This is a genomic window from Cupriavidus sp. 05N38 (genome assembly GCF_056397345.1).
Genome location: NZ_JBFTNF010000096.1, coordinates 1 through 19,415 on the forward strand (window position 1 = coordinate 1; position 19,415 = coordinate 19,415).

The window sequence follows — 19,415 nt, forward strand, 5'->3', positions numbered from 1 at the left end:
GCCGGCCCCGCCGAGCGCGCCAACCGAATTCGCACATCACTGAGTACCGGAGAACTGCCATGACTACCATCGCCATCAAAGACCTGTCCGTCACCGAAGAACTCGACGCCCGCGCCATGCGCAGCGTGCGCGGCGGCTTCGTGCCCTTCATGCCCGTGTTCAGCTCGGTCAAGGTCGACTCGACTTTCAACGCCTCGCAGCTGATCGGCCAGACGCAGAACGTGGTCAACATGAACGGCAACAACGCTGCCTTCGTGGACGACATCAAGTCGCATGTCAACTCGACCCAGAACGCYCAGAACAACATCTATCGCTGATGTTGCCGCCGCYCTGCCGGCCCCGCCGAGCGCGCCAACCGAATTCGCACATCACTGAGTACCGGAGAACTGCCATGACTACCATCGCCATCCAAGACCTGTCCGTCACCGAAGAACTCGACGCCGGCGCCATGTGCGCCGTGCGCGGCGGCTTCGTGCCCTTCATGCCCGTGTTCAGCTCGGTCAAGGTCGACTCGACCTTCAATGCCTCGCAACTGATCGGCCAGACCCAGAACGTGGCCAACATGAACGGCAACAACGCTGCCTTCGTGGACGATATCAAGTCGCGCGTCACCTCGACCCAGAACGCCCAGAACAACATCTACTGAGCAATGCGCGGCCGCCACCGGCGGCCCGCGGCGCCAGCGGGATCGCCAGACCGGCCCCGCACCGAATTCGCAAACCACTGAATACCCGGAGAACTGCCATGACTACCATCCTCGCCATCCAGGACCTGTCCGTCACCGAAGAACTCGACGCCCACGCCATGAGCACCGTGCGCGGTGGCACCGGCTTCGTGCCTTTCGTGCCGGTGTTCAGCACCGTCAAGGTCGATTCGACCTTCAACGCCTCGCAACTGATCGGCCAGACGCAGAATGTGGTCAACATGAACGGCAACAATGCTGCCTTCGTGGACGACATCAAGTCGCATGTCAACTCGACGCAGAACGCCCAGAACAACATCTATCGCTGATGTTGCCGCCGCCCGCCCGGCATGCCGGGCAGGGCGGCTTCCTGCCGCCGCCGGGCAGGGCCGGCCACCTTGCATTTTCGGGTTGGATCGCGCCGCGGGCGGATACACAATGAATGCACAGCGTATGGCGAGACCTGCCTGGTTGCTCGCGGGAGACGATCGTGCCTTGTTTACCTATTCCGTGTGTTGCGCGCGTCGCGCGCGCTACCCTGCAGCGCTACCTGCTGGCGGGCACATGCTTGCTGGCGCTGGGCGGTTGCGCCGATTTCCGCCCGCCGGTGTACGAGCGGCCGGAGACCCCTGCCAAGCCGGAATGGTCCCGGCAGGGCGCGATCACGGTGTCGGCTGCAGACACCATCGTGCCCAACTGGTGGCAGGCCTTTCGCGATCCCTATCTGGACGGCCTGGTCGACAAGGCCATCGCGGGCAACTATGACATCAAGGTGCTGGCCGCGCGGATCAAGGTCGCAGGCGCGCAGATCGCGGAGGTCAGGGCGGGTGCGCTGCCGGTCTTCGACGTGGGTGCCGGCGCGAGTTTCGAAAAGAGCACCGGGCAGCCTCTCACGAGGACCTACAACCTCGGCACCCAGGTCAACTGGGATATCGATATCTGGGGCAAGGTCGAGAAGGGCGTGCAGGCGCAGAAGGCCGAGTTCAATGCCACCGAGGCGGACTGGCGTGCCGGCTACCTCACCCTGGTTTCGGCCGTGTCGACCACCTATTTCCAGATCCTGCAGTTCGACGAGCAGATCGACCAGCAGACCCGCACACTGGCCAAGAACAAGCAGATTCTCACCACCTACCAGGCCATGTTCCAGAACGGCCTGATTCCCAAGATCCGAGTGATGCAGCAGCAGGCGGAAATCAACCGCCTCACCAAGGACCTGCTGGAACTGCGCCGCTCGCGCGATATCTCGGAGAACGCGCTGGGCACGCTCGTGGGTGTGCCGGCGGGCGTGTTCAAGGTGGCGCCCGGGCGCCTGCAGGAGCGCGTGCAGTTGCCCGCCGTGCCGGCCGGGTTGCCTTCGCAGTTACTCTCGCGCCGCCCGGACATCATCGCGGCGGAGTACCGCGTGCTCGAGTCGTATAACCTGGTTGGCCAGGCGCGGCTGGCGCAGCTGCCCACGCTCAGCCTGACCGCGCGCGGCGGCACCTCCAGTTTCGCGCTGTCAGACCTGCTCAAGTCCTTCACTTTCGGCTTCATGCCGAGCATCAACCTGCCGATGCTGGACCCCGGCGTGCGCGCCCGCGTAAAGACCTCGGAAGCGCAGACCAAGGTGGCCGAGAGCGAATATGGCCGCACCGTGATCACCGCCTTCGAGGAAGTGGAGAATGCGCTGGTCAATGTCGACGCCCACAAGAAGCAGCGCGTGGAACTGCAGCAGCAGGTGGCGCAGTTACGCGTGGTTTCGGCGCAGATCGAGGCGCAGCTCAAGGAAGGCGTGGTGTCCCAGCTCGATGTCTTCGAGACCGAGCGCTCGCTGCTGAGCGCGCAGCTCGAGTTGTTGGCGAATCACCAACAAATCCTGGCCGATACTGTCACCCTCTACAAGGCACTTGGCGGAGGGTGGCCGAGCGTTGCGGTGGCCAATGCGGGGAAGGACGACCCGCAGCAGGTGTCGAAGCAGGATGCGAAATAGCCGCGCCGGCCGGTAGTCGTGCGTTTGACTACCTGCAAGCGTGGCCTACTATGTCCTTAGTCAGCACGTTCCCGGCGCAGCGTGTCTTTCGGGTTTGCCGCGCCGCCATGGAAAATGGCTTGCCGCCGGCGCATGCGCATGGCCCAAGCGCTGTTGGTGGTAGCGAAACATGGCTCCAGACGAAGCTCTGATTGACGAGACGCGGGCGAAGGTGGGGCAGGGGTTCGCACAAGTGCTTGCGCCTATGCTCGATATCGTCCTCGTGCCCGTCACGCATCCCGCCCTTGGCGAGATCCGCATCGAGGAGAGCCTGTTTGCCGTGGGGCGTGCCGAAGCGCCTTTCGCCACCTATCCCGCCGATGTCGTGACCGTGCTCTCGCGCCGGCACGCGCGCATCTTCTCCGAAGACGGCGTGGCCTATATCGCGGACCTCGGCAGCAAGAACGGCACGGCGATCAACGGCGTGGCGGTGGCGCAGCAGCCGGCGCGCCTGCGCGACGGCGACGAACTGCGATTTGGCGCGGCGCTGGCCTATCGCGTGCATCTGCGGCCGCGCGCGCCGGTGCCGGCGGCGGAATACCCGCCGGTCGTGCTTACGCTGACGCCCGAGCGCGGCGATCTTGGCCTGCAGCCGATCGAAATCGCCGGCTTTCCCTTCCTCGTCAGCAAGGCCGACGAGACCTTCGCGCGCTACCGGGACGTCTATCCGCACCAGGTGAATTATGTCTCGCGGCGACACGCGCACATTTTCCTCAAGGGCGGGCAACCCTGCATCGAAGACCTGGGCAGCACCAACGGTACCTTCGTCAACGGCACGCGCGTGGAGGAACATGCGCTCGCGCTGAGCGAAAACGACCTGGTGGCCCTCGGCGGCAATCATTTCGTCTATCGCGTCGGCATACGGACCGAGCCGGTCGCGGATGCGACCATCACCAGCTCGGGCCTGCCGGCGGCACCGCCGGAAGTCAGTGCAAGCCCGCCAGCGGGCGCCGTGGCCGCGCCCGCGCCGGTGCCGGTGCCATCGCCCGCGGCGGCGCCGGTACCTGCACCGGCACCCCAGGCAGCCGCGCCGGCGCAGGATCCCGACAAGACCACGTTCGTGGCGGCGCCGGGCTCCTTCCTCGATATCTTCTGCGTCGACTACGCCGCGCAGCAGGAAGACGAGGTCAACCAGGAGGCCATGCCGCAGCCGAAAGACGGCGAGACCGATGACAAGCCGCAGGCACAGGGCAAGTACGGCCTCATCATGGCCCGGCTGGGCGGCAGTTTCGGCGCCGGCGAGCGCGCGCGCCTCAGGCGCGCGGCGCGCTGGGGCGCGGCCGTGGTCGTGGCCGTGGTCGCCGTGCTGCTGGTGTTGTACTTTCGCGGCGCGCCCGAGCGCGAGATGAAGGCGCTGATGGCCAGCGGCGACTACGCGCGCGCAGCCACGGTGGCGGATGCGTATCTCGCGAAGCACGCGGACAACGCACAGTTTCAGGTGATGGGCACCGAGGCGCTGCTGCGCGCCTACGTGCCCGCATGGATGGGCAAGCTGAGCGCGCGCGATTTCGGCGGCGCGGATGCGGCCCTGGCGCAAATGAAGACGCTCGGCGCGCACAACGCCGACGCGCGCCCGCTGGTGGATGAGCTGGCGTGGATGGGGCGCCTCAACCGTTTCGTCGCCGGCAGGGGCGGCGTGGATGCGCCGATCCGCATCTATGCCGACGAAGCCGGCATCCGTGAGCTGCTGCAGCACTGGAGCGCGGACGTTCCGGCGCACCAGCGCGCGCTCGATCGCATCGCCGCCTACGTGCCGGCGTTCAAGGATCCCTACGCGGACGCGCTGAGCAATGTGCGCAAGCTGCAGAGCGACGACTCCGTCTACCTCGCCGCCATCGACCGCCTCAACGCAGCGCTGGCCACGGGACTCGCCAGCGACACGCCCCAGGCGCTGGAGGCCGTGCTCGCGGACTATGCGGAGAAGTATCCCCGCCTCGGCGGCCTGGACCGGCTCAAGGAGGACCTGCGGCAGTATCTGGCGCTCGACACGGCCCTGCGCGCGATGACGCTCGGGCCGGTGGTGGCGCAGATGGCCGGCGCCGGCTTTGCCACGCCCCCGTTCCAGGCGCGCTATCGCGAGCTGGCCGCCAGCCGCCTGCCCACGCCCGAGGTGGCACGCCAGTACAGCGAAGCCGACAAGGCCTGGCAAGCGGGCGATACCGCCGGCACCTTCGCGGCCCTGCAGCAGATCAAGAGCGGCCCGTGGGCCGAAGCCGCCGGCAAGGAGCTGGCGCGCCGGCAGGCCGTGGCGGCGCAGTTTGCCGAGGTACGCAAGGAGGATGGCGGCAAGGGTTTCGACGAGCGCCTGCTGACTTTCTACGCGATGCTCGATCCCGCGCAGGATGCATACTTCGTCAAGGCGATCGAGCCTCAAGTGGCCGCCATCCACGACGCCGCCCTGCGGCGCGCCCAGGAACTGATGAACGGTGCGCTGGCCAGCTGGCGCCAGTACCGCCGCGACGGCGCGATCGGCGGCGAGCAGCGGCTCGAGCCGGAGATCTCGGGCAAGTTCCGCACGCAGGCGCGGCTGCTGTCGAGCGCCGGCACGCAGGCTCACCAGGGCATGCGCATCTACGAGCAGCTCAAGGTCAGCGACACCGCCCAATGGAGCCAGGTGCAGCAGGATATTGATTCGGAATCGGAGCTGCAGCGCCGTTCGCTGCAGGAATTGCGCATGGTGCTGAACCCTGCCGTGCTCAAGGCCAAGCTAGCGTTGATCGGAGGAGACGGCGATGAAGGACGACAGCCGCGGCAATCGCCTTAAGCCGCTGCACGAGGCGCTGGAAGACCACAGCGCGGAAGGCATTGCCATTCTCAGTGCCGAGCCGCTGAAGATCATGCAGATATCGGTGATGGTGATGGTGCTGCTGGTGCTGTGCGCACTGGTGTGGTCCTTTGTCGGCCATGCGGACGTGATCGTCACCGCGGACGGCACGCTGGCCCCCGAGTCCGAGGTGCGGCGCTTCTATGCGCCGGTGGACGGCGAACTGGCCGACCTCTACGTGGCCGAGGGGCAGCCCGTGTCCAAGGACGACGTGCTGGCCCGGCTCAATGCGCGCGGCGCGATAGAGGCGGCCACCAATGCGCTGGAGGCGCAGCTCAAGCTGCAGGACTCCGAGCGCGAGTGGAAGCAGTTTCCCGACAGGAAGGTGCTGATGGAGCGCAAGGCGGCCGCGCTCAAGCAGCAGATCGAGGTGGCCGAGCGCCTGCATGAGACCCGCACGGCGGAAGGCACCACGCGCCTGGCGGAGCAGCAGCGCGCGCAGTTGCAGGAAGCACGCAGCAACCTGGACAACGCACGCCGCCAGCGCGAGTTCACGCGCCAGGAGCAGGAGCGGTACGCACGGCTGTTCGCGCTGCCGGGCGGCGGCGGGGTGTCGCAATCTCAGGTGGAGGGAAAGCGCAATGCGGCGGTGGAGGCCGAGAACACGCTGCGCATCGCGCAATCGCGCCTGACGGAACTGGATTCGCGGTTGAGCCAGGAGTTCAACCAGGCCACCGTGAAGCTCGAGGGCAGCAGCCAGGAACTGACCAACCTGCGCATCCAGTATGACGCCGCGCTGCGCGAGATCAGCAATACCGAGGACAAGCTGCGCCTGCAGGTGCAGACCGCGCGCCTGGTGGCCGAGGCGGCGGCGCGCATCCGCTTCGAGAATATCGACAAGGACAACTTCCTGCTGATCCTGGCCCCGGTGGCCGGCGTCATCACCGATGTGAGCTCCACGCAGCGCGGCGACAAGGTCCAGGCCAATGCGCCGCTGGGCGGCATCGCGCCCAAGGACGCGCGCCCGGTGCTGAAGATCGAGATCGCGGAGCGCGACCGCGCCTTCCTGCGCGAAGGCCTGCCGGTCAAGCTCAAGTTCAATGCCTTCCCCTACCAGCGCTACGGGCTGCTCAACGGCACGCTGGAGTACATCTCTCCGGCGACCAAGCTGGTCGGGCAGAACAAGCAGCCCGTGTATGAGGGCCGCATCAGGCTGGCGCAGACGTACTACTCGGTGGCGGACAGCAAGTATCCGTTGCGCTACGGCATGACCGCCACGGCCGAAATCGTGGTGCGCGAGCGGCGCCTGATCGACCTTGGGCTGGATCCGTTCCGGCAGGTGGCCGGCTGAAGGGGAAGGGGCCGGCGTGCGTCTGGCGAGACAGCAGGCAAGGCAGGGCGGCGGGGCAGGCATGAGGGCGTTGGCCGCGGGCGTGCGGCTTGCGGCAACGATCGAGGAGTACAGAACATGACAGCGATTGTGCGGGTCGACGATGAGGTCATCGGCGTCGAGGAGTTCATCCGGGTCCTGAAGCTCACGGGGCAGTTCGAGGGCCTGATCGAGCAGATCGTACGGGACAAGCTGACCGTGCACGCGGCGCGCAAGCAGCGCATCGCCGTCACGCCCGAGGAGATCCAGGAGCGCGCCGACCAGTTCCGCCGCGTGCAGGGCCTGCATCGCGCGACGGAGATGAACCACTACCTGGACGCGCTCAATATCAGCCTGGACGAGTTCGAGGCCTTCGTCACCGAGAGCCTCTACCAGGAAAAGATGATGGCGGAGGTGACCAACGAGCGCGCGGTGGATGCCTACTTCAAGCTGCATTCGCCGAAGTTCGACAGCATCGAGATCAGTCACATCGTGGTGGACGCCGAAGGCAAGGCCAAGGAACTGATCTCCTACCTGCAGGATGACCCCGACAGCTTTGCCGAGATGGCGCGCGAGCATTCCGTGGCGGACACGCGCGAGCACGGCGGGGCGATCGGCAAGGTGCTGCGCGGCTCGCTGAAGACCGATATCGAGGCCAAGGTGTTCAACGCCGCCGTGGGCGACCTGCTCGGGCCATTCCCGTCGGCGGACCGCGCCAATTTCGAGATCTTCATGGTGAGCGCCAAGCATCCGGCCACGCTCGATGCGGAGGTGGCGGCGGAGGTGCGCCGGCTCCTGCGCGAGGACTGGCTCATGGCCAGGGCGCAGGAACACGTGATCGAAGCGCGTTAGCCGGCGGAGCGCGAATCCATGGAAGCCAGCTCCGAACTGCAGCCGCTTGCCGATTTCCTGGCGGGCGTAGAGATACTCTCGCCGTTTTCGCGCGAGGAGCTGGAGCGGCTGGCGGAGCATGCGCAATCGCTGAGCTACGGCTTCGGCGAAACCATCTGCAACGCGGGCGATGCGGCGGGCGGGATATTCGTCGTCAAGTCAGGCTCGGTGCGCGTGTTCAACGAGGACAATGGCAAGGAAGTGAGCCTGGGCGTGCGCAAGGTGCGCGAGGTGTTTGCCGATATCGCCATGCTGCGGGAGTACCGGCATGAGTCCTCGGTGCGCTCGTCGGCCAAGACCGAGTTGCTGTTCATCCCGCGCGGCGTGACCGAGCCCATGATCGCGCAGAATCCCGCGGCCATGGCGTTCGTCGCCAGCTATGTGGCGATCAGTTCGGCGGGCGGCTTCGTGGCGCGCCTGTTCGACCTGCGCGGCAAGCTCGACAAGGCCGAGCTGGAGGAAGCGGTACGTAGCGTGGGGGTGAAGCGCGTCTCGGCCGGCAAGGAAATCCTGAAGCAGGACGCGCGCGAAGACCGCCGCCTGTACGTGGTGCGGCAGGGCGAGGTGCGCATCGTGCGCACCGAGGACGGCATGGAATATCCGTTGGCCACCTTGCGCCAGGGCGATATCTTCGGCGAGCGCGCCTGCGTGATGCGGCAGGAGCAGATGGCTTCCGCGATCGCGGGCACGGATGCCCGCCTGCTGGTGATCCCGGAAAAGACCGTGCAGCTCATCCTCGAGCGCAACCCCAAGCTGCGCGAGGTGCTGGAGGAGCGCATCCGCTTTGTCGACCGCGAACTGCACCGCCAGAAGAAGCTGGCCGAGCGGCGCAAGCATCCGGTGATGCTGGACCTGGCCTCCAAGCCAGAAATGGGCGAACGGCTGATCCGCCGCTTCGCGCTGGTCGAGCAGGCCGAGGAAATGGATTGCGGCGCCGCCTGCCTGGCGATGATCTGCCGCCACTACGGGATTCCCATGACGCTGGGCAAGCTGCGCGAGCTGGCCAACGTGACCACCCAGGGCGCCACGCTGGACAGCCTGGCGCGCGCGGGGGAATCGCTCGGCTTCACGACGCGCGGCGTGCAGTGCACGCGCGACTCGCTGATGGGCTTCGAGCTGCCGTTCATCGTGCACTGGGAGGGCTACCACTATGTGGTGGTGTATGGCGTGTCCAAGCGCTGGGTGTGGGTAGCCGACCCTGCGCTGGGCTTCCGCAAGATGCGCGTGGAGGAATTCGAGCGCGGGTGGAGCGGCACCTGCCTGCTGTTCACCGCGGGCGAGAGCATGACGCAGCTGGCCGTGGCGCGCTCGCCGTGGCTGCGCTTCATTGGCTACCTTGCGCCGTACAAGCGCATTCTCGTCCATCTGTTCCTCGCGACGTTCGTGATCCAGGTGCTGGGCGTGGTGCCGCCCCTGATCATCCAGAACATCCTCGACGGGGTGGTGGTGCACCAGAACGTGGGCCTGCTGAACCTGCTGATCCTCGGGCTGATCGTCTCCAACGTGTTCTCGCAGCTGATGTCCACCGTGCGCGCCTACCTTGCCAATTTCATGGTGCGCAACATGGACTTCGCCATGATGTCGCACTTCTTCCGGCACACCATGTCGCTGCCGTTCTCGTTCTTCGCCAAGCGCAAGACCGGCGACATCTTTGCCCGCTTCCAGGAGAACCAGACCATCCGCGCCTTCCTGACCGAGTCCACGGTGACGACGGCGCTCAACCTGTTGATGGTGTTCATCTACTTCACCATCATGTTCCTCTACAACGTCAAGATGACGCTGGTGCTGCTGGCCTTCGTGGTGCCCATCGCCGCGCTCACGGTGCTGGCCACGCCCAAGGTAAAGGCCTACGCGCGCGAGGTGTTCACCACCTCGACCGAGGCGCGCTCCTACCTGATGGAGACACTGGGCGGGGTGGAGACGGTCAAGGGCATGGGCATCGAGCGGCCGGTGCGCCTGAAGTGGGAGAAGAAATACGCCAAGGCGCTCGAGCTGCAGTACAAGGCGCAGGCCTTCCACATCCTGGTCGGGCTGGCCAGCCAGCTGCTCAATGCCGCGACCACCATCGCCGTGCTCTGGGTGGGCGCCAACCTGGTGCTGCAGCGGGAGCTGACCATCGGCCAGCTCATCGCGTTCAACGCATTCATGGGCAGCGTGCTGGCGCCGCTGATGGGATTGGTGTCGCTGTGGGGCCAGCTCAATGACGCCGGCGTGGCGATGGAACGGCTGGGCGACGTGCTCGACCTGGACCCGGAGCAGAAGCCGCAGGACCTGCCCTCGCGCGTGATGCTGCCCGATCTGCAGGGGGAGATCAGCCTGGACGGGGTGTTTTTCCGCTATGGCGGCAATGAGACGTCCTATGTGCTGGAGAACATCAGCTTCAGCATCAAGCCCGGCGAGCTGCTGGCCATCGTGGGGCGCAGCGGCTCGGGCAAGACCACGCTGGCCAAGATGCTGGTGGGCTTCTATGTGCCCACCGAGGGCAAGATCACGGTGGACGGCTACGACCTCAGCGTGATCGACAAGGAATACTACCGTGCCCAGATCGGCTATGTGATGCAGAGCAACCTGCTGTTCTCCGGCACCATCGCCGAGAACATCGCTTGCGGCGACGACAGCCCGGACCGGCGCCATATCGAGGAAGTGGCCAAGATGGCCGATGCCCACGCCTTTATCAGCAAGCTGCCGCTGGGCTACGAGCAGGTGGTGGGCGAGCGCGGTATGGGCTTGTCCGGCGGGCAGATCCAGCGCCTGTGCATTGCGCGTGCGCTGTACCACGATCCGCGCCTGCTGGTGTTCGACGAAGCCACCTCGGCGCTGGACACGCAGTCCGAAAGCAATATCCTCGGCAATATGCAGGACATCCTGCGCGGGCGCACAGCCGTGATCATCGCGCACCGGTTGAGCACGATCATGCGCGCGGACAAGATCCTGGTGCTGTACGAAGGCGGCATCGTGGAGCAAGGGCGGCACGAGGAACTGCTGGAGCGCAAGGGCATGTACTACCAGCTGGTGCAGAAGCAGTTGAGTGCGGCCTGAGTGCGGCCTGAGCGTTGTCCGGGGCATGGCCTGATCATCGCGTGGCCATCGCCCGGGCGTCATTGCGGTGGGAACAGCCAAGGGGAGCGAGGGGGCGCGAGATGAAGTTGTTCAACCAGGGCGGCCGTGTCGGCAGCACCATCTCTTATGCCGGACTGATCGAGAAGATAGAGATCCTGCGCTCCACGCTGCGCTGGGCCTCCAAGCTCGAGCGCGCGGAGATCGAGAAGCTGCTCAAGCAGGCCACCACGCTGCGCGACGAAGTGATGCAGCTGTCGCACAAGGAGCGCTTCGTGCAGGCAGCGGTGGCCGAGCCGGTCGAGGCCGAGCCGGAGGCGGATCTCGCGCCGCGCGAACGGCGCCAGGCGCTGCTCGAGCGCAGCTTTATCTTCGAGGGCACCTTCGGCGACAATCCCAAGCTGCTGGAGGCGCTGGAGATTGCCGAGAAGGCCGCGCCGACCCACCTGCCGGTGCTGATCGACGGCGAAAGCGGCACCGGCAAGGAGCTGATGGCCAAGGTGATCCACGCCAACGGCTCGCGCACGGACAAGCCCTTCATCTCGGTGAACTGCGGGGCGATCCCGGAGAACCTGATCGAGTCCGAACTGTTCGGGCACAAGAAGGGCGCGTTCACGGGGGCGGCCAGCGACCGGCGCGGCAAGTTCGAGAGCGCGCATACCGGCACCATCTTCCTCGACGAAATCGGCGAACTGCCGCTCACCGGGCAGGTCAAGCTGCTGCGCGTGCTGGAGGCACACGAGATCCAGCGGGTCGGGTCCGACGAGACCATCTCCGTGGACACGCGCATCGTGGCGGCCACCAACCGGGACCTGCGGCGGCTGAGCGAGGAGGGCAAGTTCCGCGAAGACCTGTTCTACCGCCTGAGCGTGATCCATGTCACGCTGCCGCCGCTGCGCGAGCGGCGCGACGAGATTTCGCTGCTGGTGGCATTCTTCGGCGACGAGGCCGCGGGCTCGCTCAAGCGTCGCCCGGTCAAGCTGACGCCGCGCCTGCGCGATTTCCTCATGAACTACGCCTATCCGGGCAATATCCGCGAACTACGCAACCTGATGTACCGGGTATCGTGCCTGGCCGGCGACACCGCCGATCTCGACCACTTGCCGCAAGATCTGCGGCCCAAGGTGGCCGGGCCCACGCTGGTTTCCGGCGGTGTTGCCGCAGGTGGCGGCGTGGATGCGACGACGGCGACCTCGCTGAGCGAGGCCAAGCGGGCCGCGAGCGACGAGGCCGAGCGCGCATTTCTCGAGCGTGGGCTGCAGGAGGTGGGCGGCACCGTGGCCGAGCTGGCCCGGCGCTTCGACATGAACCGCTCGCACCTGCAGATGCTGCTGAAGAAGCACGGCATCCATTCCAAGGATTTTCGCCATCAGGCGGCGGCGGGCGGCAAGCCAGGGTAGGCCACGCTTGCGTGGCGGGCCTGCCCGGCCTGGCTGGCCTGGCAGGCCTGCCTAGATCGCAGGATTCACCATGGTCTTGTCGGTCGCGTAAAGGTCTTCCGCGCGCGCCACCACGGCGGAGATATTGTCGTGGCCGCCGCGCTCCAGCGCGGCCGTCACCAGCGCCTGCGCGGCCAGTTCGCAATCGCCGCAGGCCAGGAAGCTGGCGATCTCCGGATCGCGCAGCTCGTTGCTGAGGCCGTCGCTGCAAAGCAGGAAGATATCCGCATCGGCGACTTCCACCCAGGTCTGCTCCAGCTCCAGCGCGGCGTTCGCGCCGACAGCGCGCGTGATGGTGTTGTGCGCGGGATGATGGATGGCTTCCTCCGCCGTGATCAGGCCGCGCGCCTTGAGTTCCTCCACGCGGCTGTGGTCGCGCGTGAGCTGCGTCAGGTGCCCGTCGCGATAGAGATAGATACGGCTGTCGCCGGCCCACAGGCAGCCACAGAAGCGCTCGCAGGCCATCAGCACGACCACGGTGCTGCCGATGCGCCGCACCTGGCGCCGCGTTGCCTCGGTCAGCAGCGCCAGGTTGACCTCATGCAGCGCCGCGCGCGCGTCGTCGAGCAGGCTTTCCAGGCTGCGCGGCTCGCCCAGCCGGTCCAGCGTTTCCACCACCAGGTTGCTGGCGTAGTCGCCCACCGCGTGACCGCCCATGCCGTCGGCCACGACCCAGAGCCCGCGGTCTGGCCGTGCCAGGCAGGCATCTTCGTTGCGCTCGCGTAGCAGGCCAACGTCGGTGCGCGCGGCTGAAGTCCAGCGGAATTGCGATGCACAGGTCACGGTCGTCTCCGGTGTACGGGCCGCCCTGGCGCGCGCCAAGCGGGCGGATCGCGCGGGCGCCGGCACTGGCCGCGCCCGGCCGGCTTACATCCGTCCGTCGTTGCGTGCGCCTTGTCCCGCTTGCACATTGATGTTCGCTCCGGGTGCCGAATTGCGAACGTCGATGTTTTGAAACTGATTAACCATCTGATCAGCATAGAAGCTGTTGTTGATCTCGTAAAAGTTGACCACGGGGCCGAGGCTCGGCCGGGCCGGCTGGTAGGGCTGGATCCAGCCGAATACCCAGGGGGCGCCGCCACCGCGCACGGCCGACATGGCGCGTCCGTCCAGCGTATGGTCGTTGTAGAGGTCTTTGATGGTGAGCGAGGCCATGATCGGACTCCGTTGGGTGGTGAGGTGGGTGGCAGTGGTGCCGTCCCGCTTTCAGATGCAAGGCGTATGCCAGGCGGCTGGCGCAATGCGGCCAGGGCGCCGCGCACGCCTGAAACCCAGCTGCCGAGCGGCTAGCCGGCCCGCCGGCGCTTTCGCTGCGCCCGCCGGCGCGATACCGCGCGGCCCAAAACGTTGGTGGTTCGCCAACATCTGCGCCGGGTCTGGTGGGTAGCGCCCACCTGTCCGGGCTGGTGCCGTGTCGTTGGCCCGCGTGCCGTGCAATCTGCTGTGCAACCTCTTGTCTTCGCGGTGCCGCGCGCCGCCAGCGTGGCTTTCGACCCCGGTGGTGGCGGCGTGCCAACATAAACGGTGCAAGGCTGTTGGTTTATCGCCGACGCTTTCCCGGGTATGGTTTCGTGCTTTCTCCTGCTATCCCTTGTCATGCCGGGGTTTGCGGCAGGTGGCACGGTTGATGCGGATGTGATTGCAACCAGCAGGAAATGCCTGCAGCAAGCAAACAGATCCGAGGCAACCATGAACCAACAAGACCAACTCCAGGACCAGGCCTGCCGACAGCAAGACGAAGCCGATTTCCCGCTCGGCGCGCACCTGGTCACCGGACGCCGCGGCTACGCCCACCACGGCATCTACGTCGGCGCGGGCAAGGTCGTTCACTACGCCGGCTTTTCCGGCTCGCTGCATCGCGGCCCCGTGAAGGAAGTGACCATCGAGGACTTTGCCGCCGGCCACGCCGTCAGCGTCAAGGCCAATCCCTGCGCCCGCTACGTCGGCCTCCAGGCCGTGGCACGCGCCCGCTCCCGCCTCGGGGAAGACAACTACCGGCTGCTCACCAACAACTGCGAGCACTTCTGTTCGTGGTGCCTGCTTGGCGAAGCGCGCAGCGCACAAGTGGAAACCTGCCTGCAGCACCCGGCCATGGCCGTGCATGCGCTTGCGGTCCTGCTCGGCACGCTCGTCCGGGCTGAATGGCGTGGTGCCCACTTCGGTGCCCGCGCGGCTTGAGCCGGGACGACCAGGGCAACGGCAAGCAATGCGAAGGAGACGGACATGCAAGCAACCAGCATATCGCTGCGCGGACTGATCGACAAATGGCTCGGTGCGCGCCTCGCGGCGCCGGCACGCATCACGCGCGTGCGCGGTGCCCGCGCCGGACGCCGCGGCTGCGTGCGGGTGGAAGTGGCAGGCCCGTCGGGCCAGCTCTCGATGTTCTTCTTCCGGCACGGCGACGGGTGCTGGTGCGTGTTTCCGCCTGCACTGAATGCGGGGTGAGCAAGGCATGGTGCCCTCGCGCGCCGTGATGCCGAAGTCCCATGCGCACGCGCAGGACTGCTATCCGCTACTTTCGCAAAGGTCACACGTAAGCATTTGTTCGCAGGCTGGACGCTGGTCCGTGGCCGCCAATAACATCGCCCGGTTCTTGCACCGCCAGCCGCCAGGGGATTGCCGGCGGGGGTGCTGCCTCATCCACCACCGGCCGTGAAGTGCCGGGCGAAACCTTCCGGATCGATGCCAGCGACTCATTCAACTGCGCCTGCCAGGGCTTCCTTCTCCAGGACACTCTTCGCGCTTGCCTGCGCCAGCACGATCCTCACCGCTTGCGGCGGTGGCGGGGATGGCGGCAGTGGCAGCGCGACGCCCGCCGCCAATGCTTCCGGCAATGCCTCAGCCAACACCGCCAATGCCAACGCGCCGGCTGCCAGCGCCGGCAGCCAGGCGGTCCCGGCGACCGCCGTGACCGCCTGCTTCACGGTAAGCGGCAATGCCGCGCCGGCTGCGGGCACCGTAGACGTCAGCATCCTGCCGGCACGCGGCGCGGCCAACGTCAGCGGCTATCACGCGCTTGGCGAGCCGAAATCGGCGGGGCTGTGCTACGCCAACTACCGGCGCGTGCTGGTGGGACTTCCCGCGCTCGAGGCGCAGGACGCGATCGGCGTGGCCGCGCAGAACCACAGCAACTACATGCTCTGGAACAATACGCTCGGCCACGACGAGAATGCGTCCCTGCGTGGCTATACCGGCGCCACGCCCGATGCGCGCGTGCAGGCGCAGTACAAGACGGACGCCACGGCGGAGGTGGTCGGCAGCGCCAGCAAGTGGAGTTCCGACCCGAACGCAGCGCTGGCCCTGGCCTCCACCGATGCACTGGTATCCGACCTGTTCGACGCGCCGCTGCATCGCATGAGCCTGCTGGGCAGCTACAAATCTGCGGGTTCGGGCTATGCCGAGCAGAAGGGCTCGACTTCGGGCGGCGCCACCGCGTCGTTCTACCAGACCGTCGATCTCGCCGATGCCACCATGCCGGGCACCGCCATCCAGATGGTGGCCTATCCCTACGCCGGCCAGGCCGATGTGCCGACCAGCTGGCTGAACAACGAAAGCCCCAATCCGGCTCCGGGCTACCAGAACCAGACGCTGGGCTACCCCGTCACGCTGCAGGCGATCGATCGCAGCCAGGCGTTCACGGCCGATACCTTCGTGCTCACCGACGCGCAGGGCAATAACGTCAACTGCCTGAAGGTGGATTCGCGCACCGCGGGCGTGTCGGGTGCGGCGAACGGCGCGGCGGTCTGCACGCCGCTCGCGCCGCTGGCCGGCAGCACGCGCTACAACGTGGCCGTGAGCGGGCAGCTGGGCGGCAAGCCGCTCAACCTGAGCTGGTCGTTCGTCACGAAATAGCGGGCTGGCTGCCGTCAGCATCAGATTGCCCCGGCCGAGGCAGCGCCAACTATGATTGCCTCATGCATAGCGAGGGGAGGGAATGATGGAGCGCGCATTCGAATATGGCGGCTATGCCGTCGTGGCCCGCGCGGTGGCATCGGCCACCGGCGGTTTTTCGGCAACGGTGGTGATTGCCGATGCGTTCGGCGAGGCGCCGCAGCCCTCGTTCGAGGACGAAGTCGGTATCGCGCCGACCGCGCAAGCCGCGCTTGCCCTCGCCGAAGCCGCTGCCATGCGTACCATCGATGCGGGGCAGGTGAACTAGGCCTGGCGGGCGGTCCGGCATGCCGGACGCGGGTCCCGGTACGGTGCTTGCGTTCAATAATGTGAAGAACTGTACTTAGCCAGACTTTGCACGGGTGCGCTTGTCCCGACATAAAATGGCGGGTTGCCGGTCCGGCCGCGCACCCGTCCGGGCGCCAGGACCGTCCTTCCGGAACGCCATGTACGCTATCCTGCCAGCCTTCGTCTCAGCCATCTTCCTGGGTTTCGGCTTGTATGTGCTGGTCACCAAGGGCGTGACGCGGATCTCCACTTCCTTCTTCCTGCTGTGCGTGACCACGTTCGCGTGGCAGGGCACCTGGGCCTTCCTGTTCCAGGCCGAGCATCCCGACGTGGCGCTGCTGCTGGCCAAGGTCGGCTATCTCTTCATCATCTTCCTGCCGACCTGTTTCTATCACTTCATCACCGAAGTGAGCGAGCGCCGCACCGAGCGGCCCCTGCTGCTGGCTTCGTACGGGCTGTCGCTGGTGCTCGCGGTGCTGGTGCTGACCGGCGGGGAAGTGGTGTCCGGCTTCTATACGTATTTCTTCGGCGCGTATCCCAAGGCGGGGCGGCTGCATCCCCTGCACGTGGCGCAGACCGTGCTGCTGGCCTGCCGCAGTGGCTGGCTGCTGCTGGCCGCGCGCCGTGGCGCCACCGGCGAGAAGCGCAAGCGGCTCGACTTGTGCCTGGTCAGCCTGGGCCTCTACTCGCTGGCGGCGGTGGACTACGCCGCCAACTATGGCTATGCCTTCTATCCGCCCGGCGTGGTCTTTATCGGCGCCAGCCTGGGGATACTCGCCGTCACGATCGTGCGCTACGACCTCATGCACCCGTTCTCGCTGGCCGCCACGGTGGCGCACGAGGTACGCACCCCCCTCACCACGATCCGGCTGCAGGCCGAGGAAATGGGCCGTGCCTGGCCGGAACTGCTGGCGGGCTACCGGCTCGCGGTGGCGCATGGCCTGTACGAGGACCGCATGCGCCCGGGCCAGCTCGAACGCGCCGCCGGCCTGGTGGACTCGATCAGGCGCGAGATCGAGGGCACCCACACCGTGATCGACATGGCGCTCGCCTCGGTCACGCTGGAACGGCTTGACCGCCGCAGTTTCACGGCACAGTCGCTGCGGCATTGTGTCGACGCCGCGCTGGCGCGGTATCCGTTCCTGGCGGGAGAACGCGAGCGGGTGACGGTCGGGCCGATCGATCCGGCCTGGTGTTTCCCCGGCTCCGAAACGTTGCTGGTCTATGTCCTGTTCAATCTGCTGAAGAACGCGCTGCAGGCCATGCGCGCCAGTCCCGCTGCGCACATCGAGATCGCCGTGCTGCAGGAGCATGGGAGCTGGCTGCTGCGTTTCCGGGACACCGGCCCGGGGATCCCGCCCGAGGTCCTGCCTCGCATCTTCGACCCCTTCTTCTCCACCAAGGCGCACGGCAGCGGCGTCGGTATGGGGCTCGCCTTTTGCCGCAGGGTGGTCGAAGCCTTCGGCGGCCGCATCCAGTGCGAATCCGTGCGCGACATCCACACCACCTTCTTGCTGCGCCTGCCCGACGCCCACGCAGGCAGCCAGGCCGCCCCGCGCAGACGCCCCGCCGGCCAGACGGCAAGCGGGGCGGGCACGGCTTAGCTGGCGAACTTAGGCAGCTTCAGTTCGTACTCCTTGACGCGTTCGACGATCTCGCGCGGGAAGCGTGTAATGCGCTTGTCCCGCCCGGCGAACACGATCTGCTGGTAGCCGAGCGATACCGGACGGCCATCCACGCAGAAGCGGAACAACAGGTAGGCCGAGCACTGCTTCACCTGGAAGGTGTTGAGGTAGCAATCCACCTTCTGGAACGGGAACGTCTCCTCGACATACTCCTGATGCGCGCGCTTGGTCACGAACACGCCGCCCGCGGCCAGCAGGTTGTCATGGATGCACTCGTGGAACCAGCGCTCGCGGCAAATGCCCTGCCACTCGAAGTAGCGCGCGAAGTAGGTGTTCATGAATGCATTGGAGTCCTTGAGGTAAATGTCGATCGCATGGTGAAAGGTCTTTTGCGGGGGCGTCTCCTGTATGTCTCGCGTAAACATCTCGCTACCGCGGCTCAGAACATKGGGGATTGCGTCTCGCATCAGCATTGAAAGCTCCTGGCTAGGATATGGCTGCTGGCGGCAGCCACGCACGCCTCCCCGAACGGGTGAGGCATACCGCATTCTGTCTGTTTGCGGCGGCAATCGTCGCCAGGTTTCCCTGTTTCCTTGCTGTGCCGGCCGGCATTGCCCCGATGTTGGCGGCGAACGAACACACGGCGTCTGTTGTGTTGGCTTTTGCCTGCCAGATCAAAGCCTTCCGGCACCGGACTCCGGCGCCATTTTCTTCTCTCGAAGAAAATTTCTCCCAAGCCCCGCCTGGGTTTGCGGGCGATTCGAGGCGACATGGCCCGCCTTGGCACACTCCATGCGTTTGTACCTCCCGAGCGAAGCAAAGATGCTCGACAGCAAACGAACCGAAGTCCCAATCGATACCCGGCCAGCTGGCCAACCGCCTTCCAGGAGAACTGCCATGACTACCACCCTCGCCATCAAGGACCTGTCCGTCACCGAAGAACTCGACGCYGGCGCCATGCGCGCCGTGCGCGGCGGCTTCGTGCCCTTCATGCCCGTGTTCAGCTCGGTCAAGCTCGACTCGACCTTCAATGCCTCGCAACTGATTGGCCAGACCCAGAACGTGGTCAACATGAACGGCAACAACACGGCCTTCGCGGATGACATCAAGTCGCATGTCAACTCGACGCAGAACGCCCAGAACAACATCTATCGCTGATGTTGCCGCCGCCCTGCCGGCCCGGCCGAGCGCGCCAACCGAATTCGCACATCACTGAGTACCGGAGAACTGCCATGACTACCATCGCCATCCAAGACCTGTCCGTCACCGAAGAACTCGACGCCCACGCCATGAGCACCGTGCGCGGCGGCACCGGCTTCGTGCCCTTCGTGCCGGTGTTCAGCACCGTCAAGGTCGACTCGACCTTCAATGCCTCGCAACTGATCGGCCAGACCCAGAACG

At 66.2% G+C, this 19,415-nt stretch carries 19 protein-coding genes; 15 read left to right on the top strand and 4 right to left on the bottom strand.

The window, feature by feature from the left end; translation table 11 throughout:
* The first annotated feature begins 59 nt into the window (after positions 1-59).
* From AC1DK4_RS37525 to AC1DK4_RS37565, 9 genes are all read left to right on the top strand, one after another.
* Entirely contained in the window at positions 60-317 is a 258-nt protein-coding gene (locus tag AC1DK4_RS37525; protein ID WP_441624379.1) for a hypothetical protein, read from the top strand.
* Positions 318-391: 74 nt separating this feature from the next.
* Positions 392-646, top strand: a complete 255-nt coding sequence (locus AC1DK4_RS37530) for a hypothetical protein (RefSeq protein ID WP_441624080.1) — start codon at positions 392-394, stop codon at positions 644-646.
* 98 nt (positions 647-744) lie between these two features.
* Positions 745-1,011 (top strand): hypothetical protein, encoded by a 267-nt coding sequence (locus AC1DK4_RS37535; RefSeq protein ID WP_441624082.1) that lies wholly within the window; start codon positions 745-747, stop codon positions 1,009-1,011.
* Between the two features lie 113 nt (positions 1,012-1,124).
* Positions 1,125-2,651 (top strand): efflux transporter outer membrane subunit, encoded by a 1,527-nt coding sequence (locus AC1DK4_RS37540; protein WP_441624083.1) that lies wholly within the window; start codon positions 1,125-1,127, stop codon positions 2,649-2,651.
* A 169-nt stretch (positions 2,652-2,820) separates the two neighbouring features.
* The gene (locus AC1DK4_RS37545) at positions 2,821-5,454 is read left to right on the top strand and encodes an FHA domain-containing protein (protein WP_477132151.1); all 2,634 of its coding nucleotides are present in this window, start codon (positions 2,821-2,823) and stop codon (positions 5,452-5,454) included.
* Entirely contained in the window at positions 5,423-6,805 is a 1,383-nt protein-coding gene (locus tag AC1DK4_RS37550; protein ID WP_441624087.1) for a beta-barrel domain-containing protein, read from the top strand. The genes AC1DK4_RS37545 and AC1DK4_RS37550 overlap by 32 nt, the downstream gene beginning before the upstream one ends.
* Before the next feature lie 117 nt (positions 6,806-6,922).
* Positions 6,923-7,675: a peptidylprolyl isomerase gene (locus AC1DK4_RS37555; protein WP_441624089.1), complete on the top strand. Its 753-nt coding sequence runs from the start codon at positions 6,923-6,925 to the stop codon at positions 7,673-7,675.
* Positions 7,676-7,693: 18 nt separating this feature from the next.
* Positions 7,694-10,753, top strand: a complete 3,060-nt coding sequence (locus AC1DK4_RS37560) for an ABC transporter transmembrane domain-containing protein (protein ID WP_441624091.1) — start codon at positions 7,694-7,696, stop codon at positions 10,751-10,753.
* Positions 10,754-10,854: 101 nt separating this feature from the next.
* Positions 10,855-12,171 (top strand): sigma-54 interaction domain-containing protein, encoded by a 1,317-nt coding sequence (locus AC1DK4_RS37565; protein ID WP_441624093.1) that lies wholly within the window; start codon positions 10,855-10,857, stop codon positions 12,169-12,171.
* Positions 12,172-12,222: 51 nt separating this feature from the next.
* On the opposite strand, the gene AC1DK4_RS37570 is transcribed toward AC1DK4_RS37565, so the two are convergent.
* Together AC1DK4_RS37570 and AC1DK4_RS37575 are read right to left on the bottom strand one after the other, a co-directional pair.
* Complete coding sequence (locus AC1DK4_RS37570; protein WP_441624095.1) at positions 12,223-12,993, bottom strand: PP2C family protein-serine/threonine phosphatase; 771 nt, start codon at positions 12,991-12,993, stop codon at positions 12,223-12,225.
* A gap of 84 nt (positions 12,994-13,077) precedes the next feature.
* Positions 13,078-13,365: a hypothetical protein gene (locus tag AC1DK4_RS37575; RefSeq protein WP_441624097.1), complete on the bottom strand. Its 288-nt coding sequence runs from the start codon at positions 13,363-13,365 to the stop codon at positions 13,078-13,080.
* A gap of 534 nt (positions 13,366-13,899) precedes the next feature.
* Here AC1DK4_RS37575 and AC1DK4_RS37580 point away from each other — a divergent pair.
* Together AC1DK4_RS37580 and AC1DK4_RS37585 are read left to right on the top strand one after the other, a co-directional pair.
* Positions 13,900-14,388, top strand: coding sequence for a lecithin retinol acyltransferase family protein (locus AC1DK4_RS37580; RefSeq protein WP_441624099.1), 489 nt, complete (start codon positions 13,900-13,902; stop codon positions 14,386-14,388).
* Positions 14,389-14,433: 45 nt separating this feature from the next.
* Positions 14,434-14,655 (top strand): hypothetical protein, encoded by a 222-nt coding sequence (locus AC1DK4_RS37585; RefSeq protein WP_441624101.1) that lies wholly within the window; start codon positions 14,434-14,436, stop codon positions 14,653-14,655.
* A gap of 248 nt (positions 14,656-14,903) precedes the next feature.
* Here the strand turns inward: AC1DK4_RS37585 and AC1DK4_RS37590 are convergent, their stop codons facing one another.
* Complete coding sequence (locus AC1DK4_RS37590) at positions 14,904-15,134, bottom strand: hypothetical protein (protein WP_441624103.1); 231 nt, start codon at positions 15,132-15,134, stop codon at positions 14,904-14,906.
* Here AC1DK4_RS37590 and AC1DK4_RS37595 point away from each other — a divergent pair.
* The 3 genes from AC1DK4_RS37595 to AC1DK4_RS37605 all read left to right on the top strand — a co-directional run bounded on the left by AC1DK4_RS37595 (position 15,118) and on the right by AC1DK4_RS37605 (position 17,993).
* Positions 15,118-16,062: a CAP domain-containing protein gene (locus AC1DK4_RS37595; protein WP_441624105.1), complete on the top strand. Its 945-nt coding sequence runs from the start codon at positions 15,118-15,120 to the stop codon at positions 16,060-16,062. The genes AC1DK4_RS37590 and AC1DK4_RS37595 overlap by 17 nt on opposite strands.
* 85 nt (positions 16,063-16,147) lie before the next feature.
* Positions 16,148-16,369, top strand: a complete 222-nt coding sequence (locus AC1DK4_RS37600; RefSeq protein ID WP_441624113.1) for a hypothetical protein — start codon at positions 16,148-16,150, stop codon at positions 16,367-16,369.
* Positions 16,370-16,547: 178 nt separating this feature from the next.
* Positions 16,548-17,993, top strand: coding sequence for a sensor histidine kinase (locus AC1DK4_RS37605; protein ID WP_441650286.1), 1,446 nt, complete (start codon positions 16,548-16,550; stop codon positions 17,991-17,993).
* Here the strand turns inward: AC1DK4_RS37605 and AC1DK4_RS37610 are convergent.
* On the bottom strand, positions 17,990-18,487 hold the full coding sequence (locus tag AC1DK4_RS37610) for an acyl-CoA thioesterase (RefSeq protein WP_477132152.1): 498 nt from the start codon (positions 18,485-18,487) through the stop codon (positions 17,990-17,992). The genes AC1DK4_RS37605 and AC1DK4_RS37610 overlap by 4 nt on opposite strands.
* Before the next feature lie 424 nt (positions 18,488-18,911).
* Here AC1DK4_RS37610 and AC1DK4_RS37615 point away from each other — a divergent pair, with 424 nt between their 5' ends.
* Positions 18,912-19,172 (top strand): hypothetical protein, encoded by a 261-nt coding sequence (locus AC1DK4_RS37615; protein ID WP_441623717.1) that lies wholly within the window; start codon positions 18,912-18,914, stop codon positions 19,170-19,172.
* Positions 19,173-19,415 lie beyond the last annotated feature (243 nt).